The sequence below is a fragment of the Halomonas sp. THAF5a genome (genome assembly GCF_009363755.1).
Taxonomy (GTDB): Bacteria; Pseudomonadota; Gammaproteobacteria; order Pseudomonadales; family Halomonadaceae; genus Halomonas.
On record NZ_CP045417.1, the window covers coordinates 3,096,075 to 3,113,650 of the forward strand.

Below are 17,576 nucleotides of genomic sequence, written 5' to 3' on the forward strand. Positions count from 1 at the left end.
GCCCGGCGGACGGCGCCCGCCGGGCGAGACGCTTAGAGCGGCTGCTTGGTCGGCCGGATGATCAGCTCGTTGACGTCGACATCGGCCGGCTGCTCGATGGCGTAGACGATCGCCCGGGCGATGGCATCGGCATCGATGGCCATCTCGTAGAGCTCGTTGACGCCCTTGGCGGTCTCCTCGTCGCTGATCGTGGAGGTGAGCTCGGTGGCCACCGCCCCCGGCGAGATGTTGGTGGAGCGGATCTCCTCGCCGCCCTCCTGACGGATGCCCTCGCTGAGCGCCTTGACCGCGTACTTGGTGGCGCTGTAGACGGCCGCGGAGGGGAAGACCACGTGGCCCGCCACCGAGGAGAGGTTGATGATATGGCCGGCGTGCTGCTCGCGCATGGTCGGCAGCACCGCGGCGATGCCGTAGAGCACGCCCTTGATGTTGACGTCGACCATCTGCTCCCACTCGTCGACCTTGAGCTGGTCGAGGGGCGATAGCGGCATCAGGCCGGCGTTGTTGACCAGCACATCGATGCGGCCGTAGGCCTCCTTCGCCGCCTCGGCCAGGGCCTCGACCTGGTCGCGGTCGGTGACGTCGGTGACGCGGTAGACCGCCTCGCCACCCTGCTCGACGATGGCATCGCGCAGTTCTTTCAGGCGCTCCTCGCGGCGGGCGCCCAGCACCAGCTTGGCGCCGGCCCTGGCCAGGCGATGCGCAGTGGCTTCGCCGAGGCCGCTGCTGGCCCCGGTAATGATCACGACCTTGCCTTGAATCTCGGACATCGATACGGCTCCTGTGCGGTGATTCGTGAGACGGCCCTTCTAGACCGGTCTACTATAAACGAGGGAAAACTCGAGTCTCGCGAGACGCCGCCCTCCCGGGGTATCGGGAGGGCCGCCCGTCGGGCTAGGGCGCCTCGGCGGCTGCGTTGGCCGCCGACGGTGCCGGGACCGACTCGCGCCCCAGCACCTCGAGGAACAGCACCTGCTCGAAGGCCTCCATGGGCGCCTGGGACTTGGTGGTCTTGGCGCGCAGCATGGCACCCTGCCAGCCGGCCAGGATGAAGACGGCCAGGCGCTCGACGTCGAGCGTCTCGACGATCTCGCCTTCGGCCCTGGCCTCCTCGAGGCAGGCCACCAAGTGGCGTTCCCACTGGCGGAAGACCTGGTCGAGCCGAGCGCGAAACGCCTCGCTGCGCGAGGAGAGCTCCTGGCCGAGGTTACCGATCAGGCAGCCTCGCGCATGGTCACAGGAATGCATGTCGGCTCGGCCGACATCGAAGTAGCGTCGCAGGCGTGCCAGGGGCGGCTGGTCCGGCGCCTGGAGGATCGCCGCCAGGCGCTCATCATACTCCTCGGCGAAGGCGTCGATCACGGCCAGGCCGAAATCTTCCTTGCTCGAGAAGTAGTGATAGAAGGAGCCCTTGGGGACCCCCGCTCGGCTCAGCACCGCGTTGATGCCGGTGGCGTTGAAGCCCTGCTCGGCGATCAGCTCGGCGCCGATCTGGATCAGCTTGTCACGGGTGGCTTGCGTCTTCATGCGATGCAGAATAGACCAGTCGTCTAGTGACGTCAAACCCCACCGCCATCGTCACGTCAGCAGGGTGGCGAACTGCTTCAGCCAGGCCGGGTGGGCGGGCCAGGCCGGAGCGGAGACCAGCATACCACTGGTGACCGCCTCATCGACCGCGATCTCGGCGAAGTCGCCGCCGGCCAATGGCACACCGCGGGAACCCCGCGGCCCGCGGGGACTCTCAACCCTGCCGCCCCTGGCCCTGGAATGCCGTCATGTCCTCACCGTCGTCTCGCCGCCGCCTCCCGCTGCTTTCACCGCTGTTGCCCTGGCTGCTGCTGATCTTTCTGTTGCCGGGCGGCGCCGATGTGAACGCCGCTGAGCCGCGCCCCTTCGACGCCCGCTACCACCTGGAGGTCGACGGCTGGCCGAACGCCACCATCGAGCACCGTCTCTCCCGCGACGGCGGCCAGTGGCTGAGCGACATGCGCGCCGAGATGGCCCTGGCCCGGGGCCGCGAGCGCAGCCGCTTTCTCGCCGGCGAGGCCGTGCGCTCGCTGTACTACGCCAGCGGCTACAGCCTGCTCGGGGTCGGCAAGCGCTACGCCCTCGACCACGAGGCCCTGGCCCGGCTGCCCGACCGCCAGGCGGCGCTCTTCGCGCTGTCGCGACGGGCCGCCGAGGGCGCCTGCTCCGCCCTATGCGAGCTGCGCTACCTCGACCACCGCGGCCGCGAGACGCGCGTCGAGTACCGGATGCTGCCGCCCGCCACCCTCTCGCTGCCGGCGGGCAACTTCGCGGCCGTGCGGGTGGACGTCGTCGAGCCCGACGAGCCGGATCGCTGGCTGCGCTTCAGTTTCCATCCCGGCGTGCCCGGCCTGCTGCTGGCCATGGAGTACCACCGCCACGGCGAGCGGCGCAGCCGCCTGGCGCTGACCGCGCTCGACCTGCCCCCGCGCTGAGCGCGCTTCCGCCCCGAAGGGAAATTGACTAGAGTGGGCGGCTTTCGGTCGCCGCCGGCGACCCCGACGGGAAGGGAATCTCGATGCTGAGCGGTCTCATGATCGTGCTGTTGCCCCTGGTGCTGGGCTACCTGGTCCGGGTCCGCGATCCGCGGTGGGTGGCCACGATCAACCACGGCGTCAACGCCTCGATCTACGTGATCCTGCTGCTGATGGGGGTGAGCCTCGCCGGCCTGGACGACCTGGGCGGCCAGCTCTCGCGCCTGGGCAGCCAGGCGCTGCTGCTGTTCGCGGTGATCTCGACCTGCAACCTGGCGGCGCTATGGTGGCTGTCGCGCCGGCTGGGCCTCACCGCCGGCACCTCGGCGGTGGTCGCCGGGGCGCCCACCAGCAAGCTCGCCGCCATGCTCGGCTCGCTGTCCCTGGTGGCCGTGGTGGTGGCCGGCGTGGTGATCGGCCTGCTGCTCGAGTGGCTGGCCGGCAGCGGCCTGTTCGCCCTCGCCGAGCGCCTGGCGGAGGGGGTGCTCTACGCGCTGCTGGCACTGATCGGCTGCCAGCTGCGCAACTCCGGCATGCCGCTGCGCCAGATCGTGCTCAACCGCTTCGGCCTGGCCATCGCCCTGACCCTGGCCGGAAGCTCCCTGATCGGCGGCCTGCTCGCCGCCCCGCTGCTCGACCTGGCCTGGCACCAGGGGCTCGCCATGGCGGCGGGCTTCGGCTGGTACTCGCTCTCCGGCATCCTGATCGGCGACCAGCTCGGCCCCCTGCTGGGCGGCGTCGCCTTCTTCAACGACCTGGCCCGGGAACTGCTTGCCTTCGTGCTGATCCCGCTGGTGATCCGCCGCCATGCGGCGCTGGCCATCGGCTATGGCGGCGCCACCTCGATGGACTTCACCCTGCCGGTGATCCAGCAGCACGGTGGCGTCGCCTGCGTGCCGGTGGCGGTGGTCTCGGGTTTCATCCTCTCGCTGCTCTCGCCGCCGCTGATCCTCTTCCTGCTCACGCTGTGAGGCAAGGTCAGGCTTGCCGGCCCCCGCCGAGTGCGCAAGGCTGTCGGCGACCTGCACATTGCCTGCACAGAGCCTGAACGAAGGCTGCACGTCCGGCGGCGAGAATGTCCGCGCCCCACGCCGCCTCTCGACTCCGGAGCCTGCCCATGCGCGCGCCTCGTCTTCCCCGCCCGGCCGTCTCGCGACTCGGGATCAAGCTGTTCGCGATCATCCTGGTCGTCAACGTGGCCATCTCGGGGCTGGTCTTCCTGGCCGTCTCCCGCAGCCTCGACCAGGGCTTCATCGAATACCTCGACAAGACCCAGACCCGCCGCGCCGAGACCCTGGCCGAGGGGCTCGCCGAGGAGTGGGCGCGCCGCGGCGACTGGCAGTGGCTGCGCCAGTCGCCGCGCGCCTGGCATCGCCTGGTGCGCCACCAGCTTTGGCCCGGCGACATGCCGCCGCCGGAGGGCATCGAGCGGGGCCTGGGCGATCCCCGGGACTTCGTGCTCCACGACGCCGGGGGCCTGCCGGTGATCGGCCTGCCCCCGGACGGCGACCAGGAGGCGGCGGAGCTTCGCTGGCTGCCCATCGAGAGCGGCGGCGAGGAGGTCGGCATGCTCGGCTACCGGCCACCCCAGCAGCTGATGGCGCGCATGGATCGCATCTTCCTCTCCCGCCAGCAGCGCAACCTCGGCATCATCGTCGCCGCCCTGGGGCTGGCCTCGCTGCTGCTGGCCGGCGGCCTTTCCTGGTGGCTCGGGCGCCGCACCCGGGGCATGGCCCGGGCCACCCGTCGCCTCACCGAGGGCGACTACAGCACCCGCCTGGCCGAGCACGGCCGCGACGAGCTGTCGAGCCTCGCCCACGACTTCAACGTGCTGGCCGCGACCCTGGAGGCCAGCCGCGAGGCGCGCAACCGCTGGGTCTCGGACATCGCCCACGAGCTGCGCACGCCGCTGGCCGTGCTGCGCGGCGAGATCGAGGCGATGCAGGACGGCATCCGCGCCCTGGACGCCGACAACCTGCACTCGCTGGCCCAGGAAGTGGGCCAGCTGGAGCGCCTGGTCGCCGACCTGCGGCTGCTCTCCCAGAGCGATGCCGGCGCCCTGGAGGTCCAGCTCGCCCCGCTGGACCTGGCCGAGAGCCTCGCCTCGCGACTCGACGAGGCCAGCGGCTGGCTCGACGACAGCGGCATCCGCCTCGAGCGCGAGATCGACGGGCCGGCCTGGATCCGCGGCGACGTCCAGCGCCTGCGCCAGCTGTGGAACAACCTGATCGACAACACCTGCGCCTACACCCGCGCCCCGGGCCGGCTGCGCGTGCGCCTGACCGGTCGCGACGGCGAGGTGCGGGTGACCTGGGAGGACAGCGCCCCCGGGGTGCCCGAGGCCGAGCTGCCGCGCCTCACCGAGCGCCTCTACCGGGTCGAGGGGTCGCGCAGCCGCGCCAGCGGCGGCAGCGGCCTGGGACTCTCGATCGCCACCGCCCTGGCCCGCGCCCACGGCGCCCGCATGGAGGCCTCGCCCTCCCCGCTCGGGGGGCTATGCTGGACCCTCACCTTCACCGCCATCCAGGACCCCGCCTCCAGGGAGGACACCGCATGAGCACCCACGACACCGACCCGGCCCAGATCCTGATCGTCGAGGACGAGCCCAAGATCGCGCGCCTGGTCACCGATTACCTGCAGGGCAGCGGCTTCACCAGCCACCACCTGGCCCACGGCGACGCCGTGCTGCCCTGGCTCGAGGGCCGCGGCACGCGACCCGAGCTGATCCTGCTCGACCTGATGCTGCCCGGCACCGATGGCCTGACGCTGTGCCGGGAGGTGCGCCAGCGCTGGCCGGAGATCGCCATCGTCATGCTCACCGCCCGGGTCGAGGAGGTCGATCGCCTGCTCGGCCTGGAGCTCGGTGCCGACGACTACATCTGCAAGCCCTTCAGCCCCCGGGAGGTGGTGGCGCGGATCAAGGCCGTGCTGCGGCGCAGCCGGGCGGCCCAGGATCCCGCCCCGGGCGGCGGCAGCGACCTGGTCCTCGACGACGAGGGCTGGCGGGCCCTGGCCGACGGCCAGGACCTGGGACTGACCGCGGTGGAGTTCCAGCTGCTCAAGGTGATGATGCGATCGCCGGGGCGCATCTTTACCCGCGAGCAGCTGATGGATCACATGTACCGTGACCATCGCATCGTCTCGGAGCGCACCGTGGACAGCCACGTCAAGAAGCTGCGCCGCAAGATCGCCGAGACCTGGCCGGAGCGCGAGGTGATCCGCTCGGTCTACGGCGTAGGATACAAGTACCAGCCGGAGGAGTAGGCAGGGGCAGGCGAGCACCGCGCCCCCACCGGGGGCTAGACTGGAGAGGCCGGCGAGTTCACGACTCTTGCACCGTCGCTGCATGCCGGCTGCACGCCGAGCGACGACACTGCCAGCGTCAACCAAGGAGAACTGCCATGACACGCGCTTTCACCCGTACCCTGCTGGCCCCCGCCCTGCTCGCCGCCGCCATCGCCCCCCTGGCGCTTTCCGCCGGCGCCGCCCCCCAGGAGGGCGCCCACCACCGCGATCATGCGCCACATCATCAGCAGCATGAGCAGCGCCGCCAGGCCCTCTATGAACGGGCCGGCATCGACGACGCGACGCGCGAGGCGCTGGAAGCGGCCCGCCGGGAACACCGCGAGGCCCTCGAGGAGCTTCGTGAATCGCACCACCAGCGCATGGACGAGATCCTCGACGACGAGCAGCGCGAGGCCCTGTCCGAGGCGCGCCGCGACCTGCAAGAAGAGCACCGCGCCGAGCGCCGCGAGGTCATGCAGCAGCGCCTGAACGAGCTGGTCGACAGCTGGGAGATCTCCGATGCCGATCGCGAGGCGCTGCGCGAGGCCCGCGAGGCGATCTACGCCGACATGCAGGCGCTGCGCGAGCAGGCGTTCGACTCCCGCCAGGCACGCCGGGAGGCCATGCACGCGCTGCGCGAGGAGCACCAGGCCGCGCTGGCCGAGATCCTCAGCGACGACCAGCTCAAAGAGATGCGCGAGGCCCTCGCCCCGCACCGGGGCCACGGCATGTCCCCCCGCGGCCACCACGGCAGGAATCCACACGACATGGACCACCACGGCCACGGCGAGCGCGGGGAGGCGCCGCACCACCACTGAGCCCGGCGCGGCCCTCGAGAAACCGGCGCGGCGACTCTTCGGAGTCGCCGCGTCGTTGCGTTGCCGTCGATCTGCCCTCACTCCCGGGCGCAGAGCTCGTGGAGCCAGTCGCGGCAGGCCGCCAGGGCGGGGTTGCCCAGGGCATCGGCCCGGTAGGCCAGGTAGTAGTCGACGCCGGCCGGCAGCCAGGGCGCGAAGGGGGCCACCAGCCGCCCCGCCCGGAGCTCCTCGCGGACAAGGCTGAAGGGGCCCAGCGCCACGCCCCGCCCGGCGACCGCCTCCATGATCGCCAGGGTCCAGACGCTGAAGCGCGGCCCCGAGCGGGCGTCCACCTGGGGCGCGCCGGCCATCGCCAACCACTCGCGCCAGCCGGTCACCCGGGGACCGGGGTGGGGGTCGAAGATGTGCAGGAGCCGCTGGCGGCCGAGGTCGGCGGGCTCGGTGAGCGCCTCCTCGCCCTCGAGCAGCGCCGGCGCGCACACCGGCGCCAGGGTCTCGCGCAGCAGCAGTTCGGAGACCACCCCCGGCTCCCGGGACGGCCCGAGGCGCACCGCCAGGTCGACGTCCTCGCGGCGCAGGTCGACGTTGCGCTCGGTAGCGCCGATGCGCACATCGACCTCCGGATGGCGCGCATTGAACTCCCAGAGCCGCGGCACCAGCCACTGCGTCCCCAGCGACGGGGTGACGTTGAGGGTCAACACCTGGCCCGCCTCGCGGCTCTGCAGCACCCGGGTGGCCTGCTCCACCCGGTCGAAGGCCTCGCTGAGCTCGGGCAGGTAGCGCTCCCCCGCCTCGGTCAGCGCGAGGCCCCGGGCATGGCGGACGAACAGCGCCACCTCGAGCCAGGCCTCCAGCGCCCGGACCTGCTGGCTGACCGCCGAGGCGGTGACGTGAAGCTCCGTGCCGGCGGCGGCGAAGCTCTCGTGACGGGCGGCGGCCTCGAAGGCGCGCAGGCCGTTGAGCGGGGGGAGTCGGCGCATGGATGACCCTTAGCTTTTCTTGTGCATCGATGTAGCAAATCGCGTTTGTCAGCATAGCACTGGCGCCCTATTTTACGTGCCGGCGCCGGACCCGGCGCCGAGTCGACAAGCCCCACTTTTTCTTTCGCCATCCACTTGTTCTTTCGTCAGGAGCCCCCCATGGCGATCACGGCCCCCCGTTCCGGTACCACCACCGTCTCCGCCGCCTGGAGCCTCTGGGCGCTGCTGCTGGGCGTCGGCCTGCTGATGCTCGGCAACGGCCTGATGGGCAGCCTGCTGGGCATGCGCGCCGCCGAGGAGGCGTTCGGCAACACCGCCACCGGCGTCATCATGTCCTCCTACTTCGTGGGCTTTCTGGCCGGCTCGACGCTGACGCCGCGCAAGCTGCGCGAGGTGGGCCATATCCGGGTCTTCGCGGCCCTGGCCTCGATCACCTCGATCGCCATCCTGGTGCACGTGATGGTGATCGATCCCTGGATCTGGGCCGGCATGCGCCTGGTCACCGGCTTCGCCTACGCCGGGCTCTACGTGGTGACCGAGAGCTGGCTCAACGGCTACGCCTCGAACCAGCTGCGCGGCCGCCTGCTGGCCTTCTACATGGTGATCAGCTACCTCGGGATGGGCGGCGGCCAGCTGATGCTCAACCTGGCCGATCCCAGCGGCGTGATCCTCTTCCTGCTGGTCTCGATCCTGGTGTCGCTGGCGCTGGTGCCGATCCTGTTGAGCCACACCCCGCAGCCGGACAACAGCCAGCCGGAGTCGATGAGCCTGCGGCGGCTCTGTCGCCTCTCGCCGCTGGGCACCATCGGCTGCCTGCTCACCGGCATCGCCAACGGCACCGTGTTCGGCATGGGCGCGGTCTACGCCACCCGCGCGGGCATGGCGGTGGACGAGGTCGCCGCCTTCATGGGCGCCTTCATCCTCGGCGGGGCACTGCTGCAGTGGCCGCTGGGCAAGCTGTCGGACAAGACCGACCGCCAGAAGGTGATCGTCATCGTGGCTGGCCTGGCCACCCTGCTGGCGCTGGCCGGCCTGACGGTGGGCGCCGACGCGCCGCTGCTGCGCATCGCGCTGGGGGCGGCGCTGGGCGGCACCAGCCTGACCCTCTATTCGCTCTGCCTGGCCAGCGCCAACGACGACCTGACCCCGAGCCAGGTGATCGCGGCCAGCAGCAGCCTGGTGCTGGCGCTGGGCATCGGCGCCACCCTCGGCCCGGTGAGCACCGGCCTGCTGATGGAGTGGCTCGGGCCCGAGGGCTTCATGTGGGACATGGCGGCGATCCACGCCCTGCTCGTCGCCGTGGGCCTCTACTGCCTGGTGCACTACCCGAGCCGCGCCTCACAGACCCACGGCCACTACGTCGCCATGCCGGCCGGCAGCGCGGCGCTGGGCACCACCTGGGCCGAGGAGGCCGCCAACGAGGCCGAGCAGCTGGAGCTCGACCTCGAGGCCGAGCCCGCGGCCGCCGTCGAGGCGCCGACGGAGGACGACGGCGCCGCGGCGGATCACGCCGCCCCCGCATGACCGCCCCATAGGGCCCAAGGACCGGCATGACCGGCGTCCCGATGGCCGCAAGGCCTCGGGACGGCGAGCTCCGCCGACACGCGTCCGCCCTGCGCCGCGACCCCGCCCCCTGATCACCGATCCCGCTTGTCGCCCGGCCCCTGTGCCGGGCGTTCTCGTTCCTGACCGAGCCCTTCTTCCCCAGGTCAGGCTTGAAGTTCCACGGCAAGAGCTTTATTTTAATTGAACATTCATTCAACAAAAGAATTCCCCCGACACAGGAGTCCTGCATGTCGCATGCATCCTCTCTTCCCGAACGACGAGACCGGCTCAATCCCGTCGTCTTCCACGGCAGCATCGCCGGCATCCTGGTGTTCCTGGTGCTGACCATGCTCTTCACCGAGCAGGCCGGCGCCCTCTTCGACGCGGGCCTGGCCTGGGTCAACGAGACCTTCGGCTGGTACTACATGCTGGCGGCCGTGATCTATCTGGTCTTCGTGGTGGTGATCGGCTTCTCCCGGGTCGGCTCCATCCGCCTGGGGCCCGACCACTCCCGGCCGGAGTTCTCGCTGGTCTCCTGGGCCTCGATGCTGTTCGCCGCGGGCATCGGCATCGACCTGCTGTTCTTCTGCGTGGCCGAGCCGCTCTCGCACTACCTGATGCCGCCCGACATGGCGCCGGAGAGTGCCGCTGCCCTGCGCAATGCGGTCCCCCAGACCTTCTTCCACTGGGGCCTGACCGGCTGGGGCATGTACGTGCTGATGGGCATGGCACTGGCCTATTTCAGCTACCGCCACCGCCTGCCGCTGGCCATCCGCAGCGCCCTCTATCCGCTGCTCGGCCAGCGCATTCACGGCCCGATCGGCAACGCCGTCGACATCACCGCGGTGATCTCCACGGTGTTCGGCATCGCCACCAGCCTCGGTATCGGCGTGATGCAGCTCAACTACGGGCTGACCTTCATGTTCGACGTGCCCGAGAGCCTGACCACCCAGGTCGTGCTGATCGTGCTGGTGGTGATCCTGGCCACGCTCTCGGTGGTGACCGGGGTCGAGAAGGGCATCCGGCGCCTCTCCGAGTTCAACATGCTGCTGGCCGCCGGGCTGCTGCTGTTCGTGCTCTTCCAGGGAGAGACCCTGCGCCTGCTCGATGCCCTGGTGCTCAATGCCGGCGACTACCTCGGCGGCTTCCTCGCCAAGAGCTTCAACACCTACGCCTTCGCCGGCGACGATGCCCAGCAGTGGATGGGCTGGTGGACCATCTTCTTCTGGGGATGGTGGATCGCCTGGACCCCCTTCGTGGGCCTGTTCCTGGCCCGCATCTCCCGCGGCCGCACCATTCGTGAGTTCGTCATCGGCGCCCTGCTGATTCCGCTGGGCTTCATGATGGCCTGGATGTCGATCTTCGGTAACAGCGGCATCGACCTGGTGGCCAACCAGGGGCTGGTCGAGCTGGGCGAGCAGGCCCTGAACTCGCCCCAGACCACCATCTACACCTTCCTGGAGCAGTACCCCTATATCGGCGTCACGGCCTCGGTGGTGACCGTGCTCGGCATCGTCTTCTTCATCACCTCGGCGGATTCCGGGGCCCTGGTGCTGGCCAACTTCACCTCGATCCTCTCCGACGTGAACCATGATGCCCCGATCCGGCTGCGGATCTTCTGGTCGATGGTGATCGGCCTGGTCACCATCGCACTGCTGATGGCGGGCGGGTTGAATGCCTTGCAGAGCGCCGTGGTGATCACCGCCCTGCCCTTCTCGCTGGTGATCTTCGCCATCATGGCGGGCATGACCCGGGCGCTGAAGCTCGAGAGCAGCAAGGCCGAGGCCCGCCGCCAGGTCAGCGGCACCGCCCCGGGCGGCGACTGGCGCGAACGGCTCGACCGCGCCCTGGACACCTCGAACCGGGCCGGCGCGGCCGCGACCATCGAGCACGCCATTCGTCCGGCCCTGACCCAGTTCGCCGCCGAGCTGACGGAGCGGGGGCAGCAGGCCTCGGTGAACGAGGAGCGCCTGGAGGACGATCCCCTGCCGCGTCTGACCCTGCAGGTGGACTTCGACGCGGGGCAGAGCTTCGTCTACCAGGTGGGCGCCAACCGCCTGCGCACGCCGAGCTTCCTGCCGGTGGACGACGACTACTACGTGCGCCTCGACGTCCACCTGGTCGAGGGCGGCACGGGCCAGGACCTCAACGGCTACACCCGTGGCCAGGTGATCGGCGACGTGCTCTCCGAGTACGAACGCCACCTGCACTTCCTGGCCCTCTCCGGTGCCGACGGCAACGTCCAGGCCATGCCGGGCGCCATGGGCGAGCCTCCCGCCAGCGCCTCGCCGGCCTGATCACGCCGCCCCCAGCGGCCATCCACAACGGCGACGCCAGCGGCGTCGCCGTTGTCGTTTCCGGCCCGTCTGGAGAGGCCGATGGCCCTGCCCAGGGGCGGCATGGCAGGCGCGAGAAAAAGCCCGCGGCCGTCATGGCCGCGGGCGAGGATCGGAACAGCAGGCGAGGCGGGCCCGTCGGGCGACGGGCCCGGCCATCAGAACCAGACCTCGGTCTGCACGCCGAAGGTCCACTGGCTGCCGGTGAAGTCCTCGCTGCCCAGTGAATCGTCGCCCGAATAGGCGTTCAGCTCCTCGTCCCAGTCGCTCCAGGAAGCGAAGGCGCGGATCTCGGGCCGCTGCCAGAAGCCGCCCACCTGGGGCTTGAAGGTCGGAGCAAAGGTCACCTTGGTGTAGTCCCCCTCGACGGCATTGCGCGCCCCAAATCCTTGCGGGTCGAGGTCCATCCACTGGTAGCTGGCCTCGTACTGCATCTCGAAGTTCTGGGTCAGCTCGTTGGCCAGGCGCACGTTGAGGGTCGCCCAGTCGTACTGGTCGCCGTCGACGTAGCGGTCCTCGCTGGTCTCGGCGAGGATCGCCGGGGCCACGCGCCACTTGGGCGCCAGGTAGGTGGTGCCGTAGAGGGCCAGGCGGGTCGAGGCGGCGTCCTCGGTCAGATTGCCGTCGGAGCCGAGGCCCTTGACCTCGGCGCCCAGGCCCTGGCCGTGCAGCACCGCGGCCTTGTAGCTGCCCTCCCCCAGGCCGAAGAAGCTGTCACCGTGATAGGCCACCATGGTGTGAAAACCGTTCTCGGCGGCGTGGTCGCCGCTCTCGAGCAAGCGCTCGTCGTTGTCGGCGGCGGACATGCCGTTGAGCATCCACTGCCAGTTGCCGAGGTAGTTGTTGGAGGTCAGGATCAGGTTGTCGGTGCTGCCGCTGTCATCCCCCGGCGACTCCCGGGTCACGGGGAAGTCGCTGAAGCTGCGGCCATAGAGCGAGAGGTTGGACGTCCAGCCGTCGGCCAGCTGCATGTCGTAGATGCCCGCGCCGGTGCCGGACAGGAAGACGACGTCGCTGTCGAGCCAGTGGATATCGAAGTTGTCGCGGTCGAAGCGCTTGCCGGCCCAGATGGAAGCGTTCTCGAAGGCACCGGTGAAGCTTGGCAGGTCGCTGAACTCGGCATAGACCTGGCGCACGTTGAGGTTGGACTCGTCGGCGGTCCAGTCGTTGCTGGTGGTCACACCATCGGCGAACATGGTGGTGTAACGCGCCTTGGCCCCGTTGTCGAAGCGCATCCGGTAGTTGAAGATCGCCTCGGCGTAGGTGTCCGGCTCGTTGCCCAGGCGTCCTACGGCCCCGCCCAACGAGCCTGCCGGCGTGAAGTAGGGTCCTCCCTCGGCGCTCTTGCCATCCTCGCCGATCAGCAGGCCGGAACGGGCGTAGGCGTTGAAGGAGAAGCCTTCCTCGCCACTGGCCTGAAGCTCGACCTTGGCCAGGCGTTCCTCGACCTCCTCCTGCAAGATCCCCGCCTCGGCCCGCTGCTCGGCGAGCTCGGCACGCTCTTCGGCCGCCTCGGCGCGCTGCTCGGCGGCGACGATGCGGGCTTCCAGTTCGGCGAGGCGCTGCTCGAGGTCACTGGACTGGGCGCTGGCGGGGCCGACCAGAGTGAGGCCGGCGGCGGCAATGGCGATGGCAAGTGGCGTCTTGCGCGTGACAGCGTTCATGATCGTCCTTTGTTGTTGTTGAGACGCGGGCACCAGATGGGCAGGATGCCCGGGGAATACCGGAGGCGTGCCGGTAGGAAGTTCACCGCGAACTTAATCGTTATAGACGCCAGCCACAAAATATTTTTGTAAATTTACAACTTATGTCTAACAAATCGAAGAAAAGCCCGGATTTTTTCGTAATAAACCTTCAAAAGATCCCCGATCCTGGCATACCTTTGCGCACTTGACCGACATGGAGCACGCGATGAACACCGCCCCCCCTGCGCTCATGCTGGGCATGATGCGCCTGCATGAAACCGCCGATCTCCACGCTCCCGAGCGCCTGGCCAACTGGATCGAGGCTCGCCTGGAGCAGGGGCTCGACTGGTTCGACCACGCCGATATCTATGGCGGCGGCGGGCGCAACGAGCGCCTGTTCGGCGAGGCATTACGCTGCCGCCCGGGGCTGGCCAAGCGGGTCCGGGTGATCACCAAGGCGGGCATCCGGATGGACCGCGGCGAGACCAAGCACTACGACAGCTCGCCGGAGTGGCTGGCCGGTGCCATCGACCGCGCCCTGTCTCGGCTGGGCGTCGAGCGTCTCGATGTCTTCCTGATCCACCGACCCGACCCGTTGATGGACCCCGAGGCCAGCGCCCGAGTGCTGGACGATGCCGTGCGCGACGGCAAGGTGGCGTCCCTGGGGGTCTCCAACTTCCTGCCCGACCAGTGGCGGCGCCTCCAGTCGGCGCTCTCCTCGCCGCTGCAGCACCACCAGCTGCAACTCTCGCTGACCCATTCCCGTCCGCTGTTCGATGGCCACTTCGATGCCCTGTGCCAGGATGGCCAGCACCCCATGGCCTGGTCGCCGCTGGGAGGAGGTGCGCTGTTTCAGGGAGAGGCAGGACGGGCCCTGGAGGAGATCGCCGCCCGCCATGAGGCCAGCCCGGCCGGGGTGGCCCTGGCCTGGCTGCGCCACCTGCCAGGCGCACCGGTGCCAGTGATCGGCACCCTGACGCCTTCCCGTATCGACACCCTCGGAGGCGAGGCCGGACTGACCCTCTCCCGGCGAGAGTGGTACGCCCTGCTGGAAGCCTGTCGGGGGCATGAAGTGGCATGACGTCTCCCGCCCACCCCTGACCGAGACCTCCTGCGACCAACGTCTAGGTTGATGCCGCTCAGGGGCGGGGTCTACCTTGGCCACCCATAACTTAAACGTTTAAGCCGCCAGAAAGGGTCGCACGACGACCCGATGCCCGGGGTGACGGCGGGACCGGCCCTCGGTGCATCACACCGACAACAACAAGCGACGAGGAAGCCAGCATGCTCAAGAAGACCCTGATCCCCGCGATCGCCCTGGCCAGCGCTGCCGCGAGCACCAGCCAGGCCCAGGCCGATGAACTGACCATCTCCTGCGGCGCCGTCGGTGCCGAGCTCGCCCTGTGCGAGGAAGGCGTCGAGGACTGGGAGGCCAAGACCGGCCACAGCGTGAATATCGTCTCGACCCCCAATTCCTCCACCGAACGCCTCTCGCTCTATCAGCAGATCCTCTCCGCCCAGTCCAGCGACATCGACGTGATGCAGATCGACGTGGTCTGGCCGGGCCTGCTGGCCAATCACCTGCTCGATCTGCGCGAGGCCCTCGGCGAGGACGTGGCCGCCGGTCACTTCGAGACCATCGTCGCCAACAACACCGTCGACGAGCGCCTGGTGGCCATGCCCTGGTTCACCGACGCCGGGGTGCTCTACTACCGCAAGGACCTGCTCGAGCAGCACGGCGTCGAGGCGCCGGAGACCTGGGAGGAGATGACCGCCATCGCCAAGGAGATCCAGGCCGCCGAGCGCGCCGCCGGCAACGACAAGATGTGGGGCTACGTCTTCCAGGGCCGCGCCTACGAGGGCCTGACCTGCAACGCCCTGGAGTGGGTGGCGAGCCACGGCGGCGGCACCCTCGTCGATGCCAACGGCGAGATCACCATCGACAACGCCCAGGCCGCCGAGGCCCTGGACCTGGCCGCGAGCTGGATCGGCGACATCTCGCCGGCCGGCGCCCTCAACTACACCGAGGAGGAGGCGCGCGGCGTCTTCCAGTCCGGCAATGCGGTCTTCATGCGCAACTGGCCCTACGCCTGGTCGCTGGCCCAGAGCGAGGACAGCGACGTGGCCGGCAAGGTCGGCGTGGTCAAGCTGCCCCATGGGGCCGATGGGGCCAGCGCCGCGGGGTCGGGCGGCGAAGCCCAGAGCGCCGCAACCCTGGGCGGCTGGAACCTGGCGGTCTCCAAGTACACCGAGTCCCCCGAGGTCGCCGCCGACCTGGTGGCCTTCCTGACCGGTGAGGCGGAGCAGAAGCGCCGCGCCATCGAGGGCGCCTACAACCCGACCATCGCCAGCCTCTATCAGGACGAGGAGGTGCTCGCCGCCGTGCCCTTCTTCGGCACCCTCTACGACACCTTCACTAATGCCGTGGCGCGGCCCTCCGCCCCCACCGGCGACAACTACGGCCGCGTCAGCAACAGCTTCTTCAACGCCACCCACAGCGTGCTGTCCGGCGACATGACCGGCGCCGAGGCGGTCTCGCAGCTGGATAGCGAACTGTCGCGCATCAAGCGTCGTCGCTGGTAACCGGAGGTCGAGATGTCCACTTCTGCAACCGACAGCGCCCCCCAGCCGGGGCGCACGTCCAAGGCGGGCTACCGGGGCACCAAGGTGCGCCGCCAGCGCGTCCGCGCCGCCTGGCTGTTCCTGGCCCCGATGCTGGTCGCCCTGGCCCTGGTGGCCGGCTGGCCGCTGCTGCGCACCTTCTACCTGAGCCTCACCGATGCCTCGCTGTCGGATACCGCCGGGGCCGCCTTCATCGGCATCGAGAACTACCTGGTCTTTGATGACGGTGCCTGGTACGGCCTGCTGACCGACCCCGTTTGGTGGCAATCGGTGTGGAACACCCTCTATTTCAGCGTGGTATCGGTGTCGCTGGAGGTGGTGTTCGGCATCATCGTCGCCCTGCTGCTCAACGCCGAGTTCAAGGGCCGCATGCTGGTGCGCGCCGCGGTGCTGATTCCCTGGGCGATCCCCACCATCGTCTCGGCCAAGATGTGGGCCTGGATGCTCAATGACCAGTTCGGGATCATCAATCACCTGCTGATGACCCTGGGCCTGATCGACGCCCCCCTGGCCTGGACCGCCGACGCCGACCTGTCGATGTGGGCGGTGATCATGGTCGATGTCTGGAAGACGATTCCCTTCGTCGCCCTGCTGGTGCTGGCCGCCCTGCAGATGCTGCCCAAGGACTGCTATGAGGCCGCCGAGGTCGATGGCATCCACCCGGTCAAGGTGTTCTTCCGCGTCACCCTGCCGCTGATCACCCCGGCGCTGCTGGTCGCCGTGATCTTCCGCCTGCTGGATGCCCTGCGGGTGTTCGACGTCATCTACGTGCTGACCTCGAACTCCACCAACACCATGACCATGTCGATCTACGCCCGTCAGCAGCTGGTCGAGTTCCAGGACGTGGGCTATGGCAGCGCCGCCTCGACGATGCTGTTCCTGATCATCGCCCTGGCCGTGGTGATCTATCTCTACCTTGGCCGCCGCCAACTGGGAGTCGACGAATGAACCGCTATCAGCAGATCAAGCTCGCCAAGCAGATCGGCAAGTGGGCCCTGATCGCGGTGATCATGGTCTACGCCATCTTCCCCTTCTACTACGCCGTGATCACCTCGCTGAAGCCGTCCAGCGAGCTGTTCCAGGTCGACTACTGGCTCTCCTCGGTCGACTTCAGCAACTACGCACAGATCTTCGCTCAGAAGAGCTTCGTGCAGGCCATTGGCAACTCGATCCTGGTCGCCGTCAGCGTGGTGGCCATCGCCCTGCTGCTCGGCATCACCGCCTCCTACGCGCTGGGCCGGGTACGCTTTCGCGGCCGCACCACGGTGATGCTCACCATCCTCGGCGTCTCCATGTTCCCCCAGGTCGCGGTGCTGTCCGGGCTGTTCGAGGTCATTCGTAGCCTGAACCTCTACAACAACCCGGGCGGGCTGATCCTGAGCTACACCATCTTCACCCTGCCCTTCACCGTCTGGGTGCTGACCACCTTCATGCGTCAGCTGCCGCTGGAGCTCGAGGAAGCCGCCATCATGGACGGCGCCACGCCCTGGGTGACCATCACCAGGGTGTTCCTGCCGCTGATGTGGCCGGCCATGGCCACCACCGGCCTGCTGGCGTTCATCGCCGCCTGGAACGAGTTCCTGTTCGCCCTGACCTTCACCCTCACCGACAGCCAGCGCACCGTGCCGGTGGCCATCGCCCTGATCTCCGGCGGCAGCCAGCACGAGCTGCCCTGGGGGCCGATCATGGCCGCCTCGGTCACCGTCACCGTGCCGCTGGTCATCCTGGTGATGATCTTCCAGCGCCGCATCGTCTCCGGCCTCACCGCCGGCGCCGTCAAGGGATAAGCTTCATGTCATCAATG

At 69.1% G+C, this 17,576-nt stretch carries 15 protein-coding genes and 1 pseudogene; 11 read left to right on the forward strand and 5 right to left on the reverse strand.

Going from position 1 to position 17,576, the window contains the following annotated elements:
- Positions 1-32: 32 nt before the first annotated feature.
- The 3 genes and pseudogenes from FIU83_RS14010 to FIU83_RS14020 all read right to left on the reverse strand — a co-directional run.
- Entirely contained in the window at positions 33-770 is a 738-nt protein-coding gene (locus tag FIU83_RS14010) for an SDR family oxidoreductase (protein ID WP_152484610.1), read from the reverse strand.
- Between the two features lie 124 nt (positions 771-894).
- The gene (locus FIU83_RS14015) at positions 895-1,527 is read right to left on the reverse strand and encodes a TetR/AcrR family transcriptional regulator (protein WP_152484611.1); all 633 of its coding nucleotides are present in this window, start codon (positions 1,525-1,527) and stop codon (positions 895-897) included.
- 51 nt (positions 1,528-1,578) lie between these two features.
- Positions 1,579-1,710, reverse strand: a pseudogene (locus FIU83_RS14020) (protease); the annotation flags it as partial.
- 65 nt (positions 1,711-1,775) lie between these two features.
- On the opposite strand from FIU83_RS14020, the gene FIU83_RS14025 reads away from it, so the two are divergent.
- From FIU83_RS14025 to FIU83_RS14045, 5 genes are all read left to right on the forward strand, one after another.
- Positions 1,776-2,462 (forward strand): hypothetical protein, encoded by a 687-nt coding sequence (locus tag FIU83_RS14025; protein ID WP_152484612.1) that lies wholly within the window; start codon positions 1,776-1,778, stop codon positions 2,460-2,462.
- A gap of 83 nt (positions 2,463-2,545) precedes the next feature.
- The gene (locus tag FIU83_RS14030) at positions 2,546-3,472 is read left to right on the forward strand and encodes a lysine exporter LysO family protein (protein ID WP_152484613.1); all 927 of its coding nucleotides are present in this window, start codon (positions 2,546-2,548) and stop codon (positions 3,470-3,472) included.
- Between the two features lie 146 nt (positions 3,473-3,618).
- Positions 3,619-5,058, forward strand: a complete 1,440-nt coding sequence (locus FIU83_RS14035; protein ID WP_152484614.1) for an ATP-binding protein — start codon at positions 3,619-3,621, stop codon at positions 5,056-5,058.
- A complete protein-coding gene (locus FIU83_RS14040) occupies positions 5,055-5,765 on the forward strand; it encodes a response regulator (protein ID WP_152484615.1) in 711 nt (236 codons plus the stop codon). Before FIU83_RS14035 ends, FIU83_RS14040 begins: the two co-directional genes overlap by 4 nt.
- Positions 5,766-5,902: 137 nt before the next feature.
- Positions 5,903-6,604, forward strand: a complete 702-nt coding sequence (locus FIU83_RS14045; RefSeq protein ID WP_152484616.1) for a hypothetical protein — start codon at positions 5,903-5,905, stop codon at positions 6,602-6,604.
- Between the two features lie 77 nt (positions 6,605-6,681).
- Here FIU83_RS14045 and gcvA read toward each other — a convergent pair whose 3' ends face one another.
- Positions 6,682-7,584 carry a transcriptional regulator GcvA gene (gcvA, locus tag FIU83_RS14050; protein ID WP_152484617.1) on the reverse strand — a complete coding sequence of 301 codons (903 nt, stop codon included), beginning with the start codon at positions 7,582-7,584 and terminating at the stop codon, positions 6,682-6,684.
- A gap of 159 nt (positions 7,585-7,743) precedes the next feature.
- Here gcvA and FIU83_RS14055 point away from each other — a divergent pair, with 159 nt between their 5' ends.
- Positions 7,744-9,108: an MFS transporter gene (locus FIU83_RS14055; RefSeq protein ID WP_172976091.1), complete on the forward strand. Its 1,365-nt coding sequence runs from the start codon at positions 7,744-7,746 to the stop codon at positions 9,106-9,108.
- A 269-nt stretch (positions 9,109-9,377) separates the two neighbouring features.
- Positions 9,378-11,426: a choline BCCT transporter BetT gene (betT, locus tag FIU83_RS14060; protein WP_152484618.1), complete on the forward strand. Its 2,049-nt coding sequence runs from the start codon at positions 9,378-9,380 to the stop codon at positions 11,424-11,426.
- A gap of 197 nt (positions 11,427-11,623) precedes the next feature.
- Here the strand turns inward: betT and FIU83_RS14065 are convergent, their stop codons facing one another.
- Positions 11,624-13,129: a carbohydrate porin gene (locus FIU83_RS14065; RefSeq protein WP_152484619.1), complete on the reverse strand. Its 1,506-nt coding sequence runs from the start codon at positions 13,127-13,129 to the stop codon at positions 11,624-11,626.
- Positions 13,130-13,376: 247 nt separating this feature from the next.
- Here FIU83_RS14065 and FIU83_RS14070 point away from each other — a divergent pair, with 247 nt between their 5' ends.
- The 4 genes from FIU83_RS14070 to FIU83_RS14085 all read left to right on the forward strand — a co-directional run bounded on the left by FIU83_RS14070 (position 13,377) and on the right by FIU83_RS14085 (position 17,559).
- Entirely contained in the window at positions 13,377-14,231 is an 855-nt protein-coding gene (locus FIU83_RS14070) for an aldo/keto reductase family oxidoreductase (RefSeq protein ID WP_152484620.1), read from the forward strand.
- A 203-nt stretch (positions 14,232-14,434) separates the two neighbouring features.
- A complete protein-coding gene (locus FIU83_RS14075) occupies positions 14,435-15,733 on the forward strand; it encodes an ABC transporter substrate-binding protein (protein WP_152484621.1) in 1,299 nt (432 codons plus the stop codon).
- A 12-nt stretch (positions 15,734-15,745) separates the two neighbouring features.
- Positions 15,746-16,720: a carbohydrate ABC transporter permease gene (locus FIU83_RS14080; RefSeq protein ID WP_152484622.1), complete on the forward strand. Its 975-nt coding sequence runs from the start codon at positions 15,746-15,748 to the stop codon at positions 16,718-16,720.
- Positions 16,717-17,559, forward strand: coding sequence for a carbohydrate ABC transporter permease (locus tag FIU83_RS14085; RefSeq protein WP_152484623.1), 843 nt, complete (start codon positions 16,717-16,719; stop codon positions 17,557-17,559). The genes FIU83_RS14080 and FIU83_RS14085 overlap by 4 nt, the downstream gene beginning before the upstream one ends.
- The last annotated feature ends 17 nt before the right edge of the window (positions 17,560-17,576 follow it).

Excerpts from the sequence above, each read along its gene's own strand:
- FIU83_RS14010 (WP_152484610.1), bottom strand. The coding sequence starts at position 770 with ATGTCCGAGATTCAAGGCAAGGTCGTGATCATTACCGGGGCCAGCAGC.
- FIU83_RS14015 (WP_152484611.1), bottom strand. The coding sequence starts at position 1,527 with ATGAAGACGCAAGCCACCCGTGACAAGCTGATCCAGATCGGCGCCGAG.
- FIU83_RS14025 (WP_152484612.1), top strand. The coding sequence starts at position 1,776 with ATGTCCTCACCGTCGTCTCGCCGCCGCCTCCCGCTGCTTTCACCGCTG.
- FIU83_RS14030 (WP_152484613.1), top strand. The coding sequence starts at position 2,546 with ATGCTGAGCGGTCTCATGATCGTGCTGTTGCCCCTGGTGCTGGGCTAC.
- FIU83_RS14035 (WP_152484614.1), top strand. The coding sequence starts at position 3,619 with ATGCGCGCGCCTCGTCTTCCCCGCCCGGCCGTCTCGCGACTCGGGATC.
- FIU83_RS14040 (WP_152484615.1), top strand. The coding sequence starts at position 5,055 with ATGAGCACCCACGACACCGACCCGGCCCAGATCCTGATCGTCGAGGAC.
- FIU83_RS14045 (WP_152484616.1), top strand. The coding sequence starts at position 5,903 with ATGACACGCGCTTTCACCCGTACCCTGCTGGCCCCCGCCCTGCTCGCC.
- gcvA (WP_152484617.1), bottom strand. The coding sequence starts at position 7,584 with ATGCGCCGACTCCCCCCGCTCAACGGCCTGCGCGCCTTCGAGGCCGCC.
- FIU83_RS14055 (WP_172976091.1), top strand. The coding sequence starts at position 7,744 with ATGGCGATCACGGCCCCCCGTTCCGGTACCACCACCGTCTCCGCCGCC.
- betT (WP_152484618.1), top strand. The coding sequence starts at position 9,378 with ATGTCGCATGCATCCTCTCTTCCCGAACGACGAGACCGGCTCAATCCC.
- FIU83_RS14065 (WP_152484619.1), bottom strand. The coding sequence starts at position 13,129 with ATGAACGCTGTCACGCGCAAGACGCCACTTGCCATCGCCATTGCCGCC.
- FIU83_RS14070 (WP_152484620.1), top strand. The coding sequence starts at position 13,377 with ATGAACACCGCCCCCCCTGCGCTCATGCTGGGCATGATGCGCCTGCAT.
- FIU83_RS14075 (WP_152484621.1), top strand. The coding sequence starts at position 14,435 with ATGCTCAAGAAGACCCTGATCCCCGCGATCGCCCTGGCCAGCGCTGCC.
- FIU83_RS14080 (WP_152484622.1), top strand. The coding sequence starts at position 15,746 with ATGTCCACTTCTGCAACCGACAGCGCCCCCCAGCCGGGGCGCACGTCC.
- FIU83_RS14085 (WP_152484623.1), top strand. The coding sequence starts at position 16,717 with ATGAACCGCTATCAGCAGATCAAGCTCGCCAAGCAGATCGGCAAGTGG.